General features: G+C 77.6%; 12 protein-coding genes. 8 read left to right on the forward strand and 4 right to left on the reverse strand.

The annotated features are described in order from the left end of the window. Positions 1–155: 155 nt before the first annotated feature. Positions 156–1,040 (reverse strand): sigma-70 family RNA polymerase sigma factor, encoded by an 885-nt coding sequence (locus ACFV0G_RS18905; RefSeq protein WP_380548598.1) that lies wholly within the window; start codon positions 1,038–1,040, stop codon positions 156–158. Positions 1,041–1,144: 104 nt separating this feature from the next. Here ACFV0G_RS18905 and ACFV0G_RS18910 point away from each other — a divergent pair, with 104 nt between their 5' ends. Then, entirely contained in the window at positions 1,145–1,909 is a 765-nt protein-coding gene (locus tag ACFV0G_RS18910) for an SDR family oxidoreductase (protein WP_380548601.1), read from the forward strand. Between the two features lie 94 nt (positions 1,910–2,003). On the opposite strand, the gene ACFV0G_RS18915 is transcribed toward ACFV0G_RS18910, so the two are convergent. After that, positions 2,004–2,363 (reverse strand): UBP-type zinc finger domain-containing protein, encoded by a 360-nt coding sequence (locus ACFV0G_RS18915; RefSeq protein WP_380548604.1) that lies wholly within the window; start codon positions 2,361–2,363, stop codon positions 2,004–2,006. 215 nt (positions 2,364–2,578) lie between these two features. Between ACFV0G_RS18915 and ACFV0G_RS18920 the strand changes: the two genes are divergently transcribed. The 4 genes from ACFV0G_RS18920 to ACFV0G_RS18935 all read left to right on the forward strand — a co-directional run bounded on the left by ACFV0G_RS18920 (position 2,579) and on the right by ACFV0G_RS18935 (position 5,990). Further along, the gene (locus ACFV0G_RS18920) at positions 2,579–3,502 is read left to right on the forward strand and encodes a DUF2797 domain-containing protein (protein ID WP_380548607.1); all 924 of its coding nucleotides are present in this window, start codon (positions 2,579–2,581) and stop codon (positions 3,500–3,502) included. Positions 3,503–3,614: 112 nt separating this feature from the next. Further along, positions 3,615–4,454: an alpha/beta fold hydrolase gene (locus ACFV0G_RS18925; protein WP_380548610.1), complete on the forward strand. Its 840-nt coding sequence runs from the start codon at positions 3,615–3,617 to the stop codon at positions 4,452–4,454. A gap of 114 nt (positions 4,455–4,568) precedes the next feature. Further along, positions 4,569–5,351, forward strand: a complete 783-nt coding sequence (locus ACFV0G_RS18930; RefSeq protein WP_380548613.1) for an SGNH/GDSL hydrolase family protein — start codon at positions 4,569–4,571, stop codon at positions 5,349–5,351. Positions 5,352–5,462: 111 nt separating this feature from the next. Then, positions 5,463–5,990: a ferritin-like domain-containing protein gene (locus ACFV0G_RS18935; RefSeq protein ID WP_380548616.1), complete on the forward strand. Its 528-nt coding sequence runs from the start codon at positions 5,463–5,465 to the stop codon at positions 5,988–5,990. A 34-nt stretch (positions 5,991–6,024) separates the two neighbouring features. Here ACFV0G_RS18935 and ACFV0G_RS18940 read toward each other — a convergent pair whose 3' ends face one another. Beyond that, entirely contained in the window at positions 6,025–6,291 is a 267-nt protein-coding gene (locus ACFV0G_RS18940) for a DUF2630 family protein (protein ID WP_380548619.1), read from the reverse strand. Positions 6,292–6,544: 253 nt separating this feature from the next. Here ACFV0G_RS18940 and ACFV0G_RS18945 point away from each other — a divergent pair, with 253 nt between their 5' ends. Continuing rightward, positions 6,545–6,937, forward strand: a complete 393-nt coding sequence (locus ACFV0G_RS18945) for an SCO5389 family protein (protein WP_380548622.1) — start codon at positions 6,545–6,547, stop codon at positions 6,935–6,937. Positions 6,938–6,954: 17 nt separating this feature from the next. Here ACFV0G_RS18945 and ACFV0G_RS18950 read toward each other — a convergent pair whose 3' ends face one another. Continuing rightward, a complete protein-coding gene (locus ACFV0G_RS18950) occupies positions 6,955–7,560 on the reverse strand; it encodes a TIGR03086 family metal-binding protein (protein WP_380548625.1) in 606 nt (201 codons plus the stop codon). 72 nt (positions 7,561–7,632) lie between these two features. Between ACFV0G_RS18950 and ACFV0G_RS18955 the strand changes: the two genes are divergently transcribed. Together ACFV0G_RS18955 and ACFV0G_RS18960 are read left to right on the forward strand one after the other, a co-directional pair. Beyond that, the gene (locus tag ACFV0G_RS18955; protein ID WP_380548628.1) at positions 7,633–8,367 is read left to right on the forward strand and encodes an alpha/beta hydrolase; all 735 of its coding nucleotides are present in this window, start codon (positions 7,633–7,635) and stop codon (positions 8,365–8,367) included. 7 nt (positions 8,368–8,374) lie between these two features. Further along, positions 8,375–9,355 (forward strand): carbohydrate kinase, encoded by a 981-nt coding sequence (locus tag ACFV0G_RS18960; RefSeq protein WP_380548631.1) that lies wholly within the window; start codon positions 8,375–8,377, stop codon positions 9,353–9,355. Positions 9,356–9,458: the final 103 nt, after the last annotated feature.

Raw genomic sequence — 9,458 nt, forward strand, 5'->3', positions numbered from 1 at the left:
GTGGCCCGCGCTCGCCCCCTCGCGCCCCCCCCCCCCCCCGCGCGGCGCGGGGGCGGCGCGGCGGCCCCGCCCCCCCCCCCCGACCCCGGCGGCACGGCCGGTCAGGCGTCCGGCACGGCTCGGGCGTTCGGCACGGCTCGGGCGTTCGGCACGGTTCAGGCGTCCAGCACCGCGATCTCCAGCCGGTCCAGCCGCTCGCGGTCCGCGATCACGTCGATCCCGGTGATCAGCCCGTCCTCGACGGTGAAGGCGAGGACGAGGGCGAGCCGGCCGTACGGGGCCATCACCAGGCCGACGGTGCCGTCCACCAGCGCCGGGGTGCTGACCGCGGCCCGGAGGGCGGCGGCGCGGGCGCCCTTGGCCACCGTCTCGGCGCCGCGGAGCAGTACCGGCGCGGGGGTCGGGCCGGCCGCGCTGTCGGCGCGGAGCACCACGTCCGGGTCGAGCAGGGCCACCAGCGCGTGGAAGTCGCCGTCCCGGGAGGCCGCGAGGAACGCCTCCACGACCGTGCGGCGGCGCCGCAGGTCCGGCTCGGGCACCGCGGGGACCCCCTTGACCCGCCGGCGGGCGCGGCTGGCGAGCTGCCTGGCCGCGGCCGGCGAGCGCTCGATCATCGGCCCGATCTCGTCGAACGGCACGGCGAACATGTCGTGCAGCACGAAGGCGATCCGCTCGGCCGGCGTCAGCATGTCCAGCACCACCAGCATCGCCGTGCCCACCGAGTCGGCGAGCAGCGTCTCCCCCTCCGGGTCGGCCCCCGCCCCGCCGTCCGCCACCGGGTCGGCCGGGCGGGCGTCGAGCGGCTCCTCGCGGCGCCGGTCGCGGGAGCGCAGCAGGTTGAGGCAGACCCGCGCCACCACGGTGGTCAGCCAGCCGGCCAGGTTGTCGACGTCCCCGGTGTCGGTGCGGACGAACCGCAGCCAGGCCTCCTGGACGGCATCGTCGGCCTCGCTCCCCGACCCGAGCATCCGGTACGCCACCGCCCTGAGCCTGGGCCGGTGTTCCTCGAAGAGCTCCGCGGACCGTTCGCGATCGTCCACCGTGTCACATTCCTTCCTCGTACGGGTTCACAGCAGTAGACCCGCTGGACGGGTCCGATGTGAACGGGAGGACGACTCCCGCGTCGAACGAGTGGGGAGCAGCCATGACATCACCCATCCTGGTCACCGGCGGCACGGGCACGCTGGGACGCCTGGTCGTCCCCCGGTTGCGGGAGGCCGGCCGCGAGGTGCGGGTGCTCAGCCGGCAGCGGCGCGAACCCTCCGACGGCGTGGTGTACCTGACGGGCGATCTGGTCGCGGACGAGGGGCTCGGGGAGGCGGTGGCCGGGGTCGACACCGTGCTGCACTTGGCCGGCGGCCCCAGGGGCGACGAGGCGGCGGCCCGGCACCTGGCACGGGCCGCGGCAGGGGCCGGGGTCCGGCACCTGGTGCACATCTCGGTGATCGGGGCGGACCGGGTCCCGCTGGGCTGGTTCCGCTCCCAGCTGGCCGCGGAGGAGGCGGTGGCCGGGTGCGGTGTGCCGTGGACGGTGCTGCGGGCCGCGCAGTTCCACGACCTGGTGCTGACGGTGGCCCAGAAGGCCGCCAGGCTGCCGGTGGTACCCGTCCCGGGCGGGCTGCGGTTCCAGCCGGTCGACCCGAACGCGGTGGCGGACCGGCTGGTGGAGCTGGCGCTCGGCCGACCGGCCGGCCGGGTGCCGGACCTGGCGGGTCCGGCGGTGTACGGGCTGGGCGAGCTGTGCCGCGGCTATCTGCAGGCGTCCGGCCGACGGCGGCCGATGCTGCCGGTGCGGATGCCGGGGAAGGCCGGGCGGGCGTACCGGGCGGGCGACAACCTCGCCCCGGCCGGCGCGGTGACCGGCGGGCGGACGTGGGAGGAGTTCCTGGCCGACCGGGTGGGCCGCTGACCTCGTGCGGGCGCGCCCGGCCGCGCCGCCGCGGCACCGGGTCCGCCCGGTCCGCCAGGTCCGCCGCCGCCGGGCACGGGAGTGCGGGCGGCGTTCAGTGCAGTCGGCTCTGCCAGTCCGCGGGGACCCGTCCGGCCGGGCCCGGCGAGGGCTGGGAGGAGGGGCGGGAGGTGGGCGCGGCGAGCGGCGGCCCGGTGTAGTACTCGTCGGTCTCGATGTTCCAGAACCAGTCCTCGCCCGGCTCGAAGCTGGTCAGGAACGGGTGGCCGGACTCCCGGGCGTGCCGGGTGGCGTGCTGCGACGGGGAGGAGTCGCAGCAGCCGATGTGGCCGCAGGCGGCGCAGCGCCGCAGGTGCAGCCACCAGCCGGCGTCCCGGCCGGCCAGGCACTCGGCGCAGCCCTCGCCGCTGGGGACGGCGGTGGGGTCGATGCCAGGGACCTCCTGCTCGGTCATGCGTGCCTCCTCGGCGTGCGTGCCCCCTGCGGCGAACGTACGCCCGGCCGGTGCGCGGCGCCCGCGGGCGGCGGCCGGTCGACGGGTCCGCGGCGGTCGCGGCCCGGGGGACGGCGTCGGGCGGCGGCTGCGGCGGACGGGGTTGTCGGTGGTCCGTGATGGGATCGGTCGTGCACGGGCGCGGCGGCGCCGGGCGGGCAAGGAGGGGAGCGGCGGTGGAGGCGGCGGGGCAGGCGGCGCGGTGGCGCTGTACCGGTCTGCACTGGGAGGACGACCGGCCGGTGCTGGGCGCCGTCCGGGGCGGGCAGCGGCACCGCCGGGTGGTGGAGCCGGGGGCCGCGGTGGCCTGGCGGGTGGGCGGTCCGCGGCGCTGCTCGGGGCCGCACCTGCCGGGCGAGGCCGAGCGGCGGGCCTGCCCGCACCGTGCGGAGATCGATCCGGCGGGCGGTGCGGTGCTCTGCCCGCCGTGCCAGCAGGTGGACGCCGGGCTGGCGCTCGCCCGGGACCGGATCCTGGACGACGGCCGCACCTACCGGCTCTACCTGGCCTGGTTCGGCGGCGACCTGCTGAAGGTCGGGCTGACCGGGGAGCTGCGCGGCCGCGCCCGTCTGCTGGAGCAGGGCGCGCCGGTCTTCACCTTCCTGGCGCGGGGGCCGCTGCCCGCCGTGCGCCGGGCCGAGCTGACGGTCAGCGGGTCGGGGCTGGCCCGGGAGCGGTTCGGGGTGCGGGCCAAGGCCGAGCAGTGGTGGCACCTGCCGGGGCCGCAGGAGCGGCACGCCCGGGTGGTCGAGGCCCGGGCGGCGGCGCTGCGGCTGCTGGCCGGGCATCCGCTGACGCTCTACCCGGACGGCCCGGTGGTGGACCACGTCGAGCTGTTCGGGCTGGCGGAGGGCCCGCCACGGGCGTACCGGGAGGTGCTCGCACTGGCCGACGGGGCGACGATCTCCGGGACACTGCGGCCGCCGGTGGGCCGCCAGCTCTTCCTGGAGCAGCCGGACGGCGGCGAGCCGCTGCTGCTGGACGCCCGCCGGCTGACCGGCTGGGCCCTGCAGCCGGCCGACGCGGGGGCGAGCAGCGGGCTCGACCTGCGGCCGCACCGACGGCCGCCGGCTCCGGACGCGCAGGGCGCGCTGTTCTGACGGGGCGGCGGGGCGGCGCCGTGGTTCGGCCCCCTTGCCGAGGCGACTACTCGTCGGTAATTCTTACTGACGTTTCGTCCAACAACGCGCCGCACCGTCGTCGAGGAGCCGCATGTCCGCCGAGGCCACCTTCCCGCTGCCCGCCCCGTACGGCCCGCGCACCGCGACCGTCCGCTACCACCGGGAGGGCAGCGGCAGCCCGCTCCTGCTGCTGCACGGGGTCGGGCACCACTGGCAGGGCTGGGAGCCGGTGCTGCCGGCCCTCGCCGAGCACCACGAGGTGATCGCCGTCGACCTGCCCGGCTTCGGCTCCTCCCCCGCGCTGCCGGACGGCGTGCCGTACGACCTGGCGACCGCCGTCCCCACCCTCGCCGCATTCTGCGCCGCGGTCGGGATCGAGCGTCCGCACGTGGCCGGCAACTCGCTCGGCGGCCTGCTCGCCCTGGGTCTCGGCCGGGCCGGACGGGCCCGCTCGGTCACCGCGCTCGCCCCGGCCGGCTTCTGGTCCGAGGCCGAGCGCCGGTACGCGTTCGCGGTGCTCGCCGCCATGCGGCTCGGGGCGGACCTGCTGCCGCAGCCCGCGGTCGAGCGGCTGGCCCGCTCGGCGCCCGGCCGGGCCCTGCTGGTCAGCAGCATCTACGCCCGGCCGGGCCGTCGCTCGCCGCAGGGCGCGGCGGCCGAGACCCGGGCGCTGCGGGAGGCGACCGGCTTCGCCCCGACACTGGAGGCCGGCCGCCGGGTGCGGTTCACCGGGGACGTCGCCGAGGTGCCGGTGACCATCGCCTGGGGGACCCGCGACCGGGTGCTGCTGCGCCGCCAGGGCGTCCGGGCGCTGCGCGCGATCCCCGCCGCCCGCCTGGTCCGGCTGCCGGGCTGCGGCCACGTGCCGATGAGCGACGATCCGGCGCTGGTGTCCCGGGTGATCCTGGACGGGTGCGCAGCGGCCGCCTGAGCACTGCGCAGGGGACGTTCCCGCGCCCGCCCGCCCGGGGGTGGTGGAGATCACCCACCGCCACCGGCCACCTACGCTGGCGTAGGTCACTTCACAGGGTGAACCATTGACTCCATGGCCGATCACCAGGAGACCCTTGACCTCAGTTCCTACGCAGCCCTCGGTGACAGCTTCACCGAGGGCCTGAACGACCCCGGCCCCGACGGCCGCTTCGCCGGCTGGGCCGACCGCCTCGCCGCGATGCTCGCCGCCCGCCGCCCGGAGGGCGACTTCCGGTACGCCAACCTGGCCGTGCGCGGCAGGCTGCTCGACCAGATCACCGCGGAGCAGGTCCCCGCCGTCCGCCGGATCCAGCCGGACCTGGTGACCTTCTGCGCGGGCGGCAACGACATCCTGCGCCCGGGCAGCGACCCGGACGAGGTCGCCGAGCGCTTCGAGGCGGCCGTGCTGGAGCTGCGCGAGCACGCCGGCACGGTGCTCGTCTGCACCGGCTTCGACACCAGGGACGTCCCGGTGCTCCGCCACCTCCGCGGCAAGATCGCCACCTACAACGGCCACCTGCGCGCCGTCGCGGACCGCACCGGCTGCCAGGTCGCCGACCTGTGGTCGCTGCGGTCGGTGCACGACCGCAGGGCGTGGAGCGAGGACCGGCTGCACCTCTCCCCCGAGGGCCACCAGCGGGTCGCCCTGCTGGCCGCCCGCTCGCTGGGCCTGCCGGTCGAGCAGGACCCGGACGCGCCGTGGCCCGAGCGGCCCGAGCCGACGGCGGCCGAGCAGCGCCGGGAGAACCTCCAGTGGGCCCGCACCTACCTGCTGCCGTGGGTCGGCCGCCGCCTGCGCGGCGAGTCCTCCGGCGACCACGTCGAGGCCAAGCGGCCCGACCTGCTGCCGCTCTGACGCGGCCGGGCCGGGGCCGCCGACCGCACCGGCGGACCCGGCCCCGGTTTCGCCGCGCCGCCGCACGGCATACGGTCGTACGGGGCCACCCCGACAGCAGGAGGCACCGCCATGACCGACTACGCCGTCGACGTCACCAGGATCAGCCGAGAGGCGCACCGCACGATGGCCGCCGAGCTGACCGACGAGCGGGTGGTGAGCGTGCTCAACGACGTCATCGCCACCGAGGTGGTGGGCTGGCTGCGCCGGACCCGGGACGCACTCGCCGTCCGCGGCGCGGGCGACCGCGAGGTCGCGGACCTGTTCACCGACCACGCCGAGCAGGGGATGCAGCACGCGGTGGCGGTCGCCGAACGGATCGCCGCCCTCGGCGGCCGCCCCAACTTCGACCCGGACACGCTGGCCCAGCGGGCGCACACCGACTACTCGGTACCGGCCGGCGCCGAACTCACCGCGATGGTCGAGCGCGCCCTGCACGCCGACCGGATCGTCGTCTCGTCCTACCGGGAGATCGCCGGCTGGCTCGGCGACCGCGACCCGGGCACCCGGCGGCTGGTCGAATCGCTCGCCGACGACGTCGGGCGCAGCGCCGACGCGCTGGCCGCCCTGCTCGCCGCCCGCGCCCGGCGGCCCTCCTGAGGCACCGGAGCCCCGCCCGCCGCACCGTCGGGCGCTACGACTCGTAGCGCTCGACCTCCTCGACGCTGCGCACCGCGGCCAGGTCCGGGTCGTCACCGGCCTCGACGCGGGCCCGGCGCTGCCGCAGCAGGTCCCAGCACTGGTCGAGCTCCTCCTCGAGTTCGCGCAGCCGCTGGCGCTCGGACTCCGGGTCGATCCGGCCCTCGGTGAGCGCCGCGCGCAGATCCCGCTCGGCCTCGACCATCTCGCCGATGCGTTCCAGGATCCGCCGGTCCGAGCCCGCACTCGCCTGCTGTTCCACCGGGCACCTCCTCCGCCGTTGCGTCTCGTCCGCCGGCCCGCGGCCCGTTCCACGGCCTGTGTCCACGGCCCGTGTCCGGGGCCGCAGCCCCTTCCAGCCTAGGAACGGCGGCTGTGCGGCGCGAGCCGGCCCCCGTACGGCGGCGCGGCGGATTGACGGCACGTCAGCGGGCGGGCCAGGATGAGGGCTAATGGAAATGGCTTTCATTTCTATCAGCCCTGTCGATCGGGCCTGCCCCGGAACGGAGACCCGCATGTCCCTGAACGTCCCCACCGCCCTGCTGGAGAAGGCCGAGCACGGCGAGGTCGACGACGCCGAGTTCGTCGAGACCGTACGCACCTCGCTGCCGTTCGCCTACCGCACGGTCGCCGGCCTGGCGGAGCGGCTGCGCGAGGAGCAGCCGGAGGACTTCGCCGACCACACCGCGACGCCGACCGACGCCGAGCGCGCCGAACTGCTGCGGGCGATGGCCAGTGACGCCGTCCGCGCCAGCCTGGAGCGGCACTTCGGCGTGGTGCTGGCGTTCCAGAACTGCCACCGGGTCGCCGCGTTCCGTCCCGGTGACGAGCGCGGCGAGGCGTACCGGCGGTTCACCTCGCCGCGCGCCCAGCTGCTCAACCAGGTGCCGGGCCTGCGCAGCTGCTGAGCCCGCGGCCGACCCGGTCAGCCGGCGGCGCGCATCGGGTCCGCCGGGTCGCGGCCGAGCAGCGCCAGCAGCCTGCTCTGCGGCCCGGCGTCCGCCGGCACCGCCACCGGCGGCCCGAACATCCCGGAGGAGGCCAGCGCGTCGGCGATCGGCGCCACCGCGGCGAGCGCGAACTCCGCCGCCTCCGGATCCATCGCCCGGTCCCCGCCGACCCCGACCGCCAGGTCCCAGGCGTGCACCACGCCGTCCACGATCATCTCCCGGCAGTACTCCACCGCGGGACGCGGGCCGTAGGAGAGCTGGACGGTGCGCTCCATCGCGCCGGGTTCGGCGAAGGCCGCCCGGGCCGCGGCGGCCGCGGCCTCCCAGGCCCCGGCGGGGTCGGCGCCGAGCACGTCGCCGTCGAACCGGTCGCCGACCTCGGCGACCGTCCGGCCCGCCAGCATCTCCGGCACCCACAGCTGCTCCACGGTCAGGTGGTTCACCAGATCGCGGACGTTCCACTCGGTGCACGGGGTCGGCTCCGGCCACAGGCCCGCCGAGGCGGCCTCGCGGACGTGCCGGCCGAAGGTGTCCTGTGCCCCGGCGAAGACCCGGAGCACCTCATCGGATTGCCCAGCCATGCCTCCACCATTCACCCGATCCGGGCGCCCGGCACCCGGAACCGCCACCGCCCGCCCGGGCGTGATCCGTCCATGGACCGCTTCCACCTCGCCTGCGACGGCGAGCGGATCGCCGCCGTCGGCCTGCCGCCCGCGGCCGGCCGCGCCGGCTCGCCGCCGCTGACCGCGCTCGCCCTGCACGGCGCCGGCGACAGCCACCAGGGGCTGCTCGCCGGGCTGCTGGCGGACTTCGCGGCCCACGGCTGCCGCGCCCTCGCCCTCGACTTCTCCGGCCACGGCGCGAGCAGCGGCCGACTCGGTGAGCTGTCGCTGGAGCGGCGGCTGCGGCAGGCCGCCGACCTCGTGGACCGGCGGGCCGGCGCCGGGCCGCTGGTGCTGGTCGGGTTCAGCATGAGCGGCCACACCGTCGCCGACCTCGCGGCCCGGTACGGCGCCCGGGTCCGGGCGATCGGGCTGTGCGCCCCGGCGGTGTACGCGGGCGAGGCCTGGCCGCTGCCGTTCGGCACCGGGTTCACCGAGGTGATCCGGCGCCCGGGCAGCTGGCGGGACTCCCCCGCGCTGGCGTCCTTCCGCGCCTTCGGCGGCCGGTCGGTGCTCGCCGTCCCCGGCCGCGACGAGGTCATCCCGCCCGAGGTCACCGAGGCGGTGGCGGGGGCGCTCGGCGAGCGCTCGGCCCTCACCCGTCTGGACCTGCCGCACGCCGAGCACCGGCTCGGCCGGTGGTTCGCCGCACATCCGCGCGAGCGCCGGCGGTTCGTGGCGGCCGTGCTCGGCCGGGGCACCGGGGGCGGGCCGGCCGTCGGCTGACGGCATGATGGACGCCGTCAGAGCGCCCGTCCCCCGCAGGAGGTCCGCCGCCGTGCGCAGCCCGGTCACCGTCATCGGCGAGTGTGTCGCCGACGCCTTCACCGACGCCGCCCGCAGCGGCCCCGGGGAGCTCGCGCTGCGGGTGCACCCGGGCGGCGGACCCGCCAACACGGCGGTGGCCCTGGCCCGGCTCGGCACACCGGTGCGCTTCCGCGGCCGGCTGTCGGGCGACGTGTTCGGCCGCCTGTTCCGCGGGCAGCTGGCCGGCTCCGGGGTGGACCTCGGCGGCTGCGTCGCCGCCGCCGAGCCGAGCACACTGGCCGTCGCCGAACTCGACGAGCAGGGCCGCGCCGCCTACTCCTTCCACGCCGAGGGCACGGCCGACTGGCAGTGGACGGCGGCGGAGCTCGCGGCCGTGCCCGCCGACGGGTCGGTCTGCGTGCACACCGGGTCGCTGGCGCTCGCCCGGGATCCCGGCGGGCCCGCGATCGAGGAGTACCTGGCGGCCGCGGCGGCGACCGCGACGGTCTCCGTGGACCCCAACGTACGGCCGCTGCTCGTCGACCCCGCGGTGTACCGGGAGCGGCTGCCGCGCTGGTGCGAGCGTGCCGACCTGCTCCGGCTCAGCTCGGACGACCTCGCGGTGCTGTACCCGCAGTGGTCCGCGGCCGAGGCCTGCGACCGGTTCCACGAGGCGGGCGCGCCCCTGGTGGTGGTGACCCTCGGCGCGGAGGGGGCGCTCGCCTCGCTGCGCGGCGAGCGGATCGCGGTGGAGGCGGAGCCGGTCGCGGTGGCCGACACCGTCGGCGCCGGGGACGCGTTCACCGCGGGCCTGCTGCACGACCTGGGCGGGCGCGGCCTGCTCGGCGGGCGGCTCGACGCGCTGACCGTGCCGGAGGTGGCCGCCGCCTGCCGGTTCGCGGCCCGGGTGGCGGCCCTGACCTGCGCCGTGCACGGCCCGAACCCGCCCTGGGCGGACCGGATCTGACCGGCCCGCGGGTCACGTACGCCCAGCGGACGCCGGACAGCAGGCGGCGGGCGGGGGGGGGGGGCGGCCCCGGGCCCCGCGCCGCCCCCGCGGGCGCGGGGGC

The sequence above is a fragment of the Kitasatospora sp. NPDC059571 genome, assembly GCF_042735675.1.
In the GTDB taxonomy this organism is placed as follows: Bacteria; Actinomycetota; Actinomycetes; order Streptomycetales; family Streptomycetaceae; genus Kitasatospora.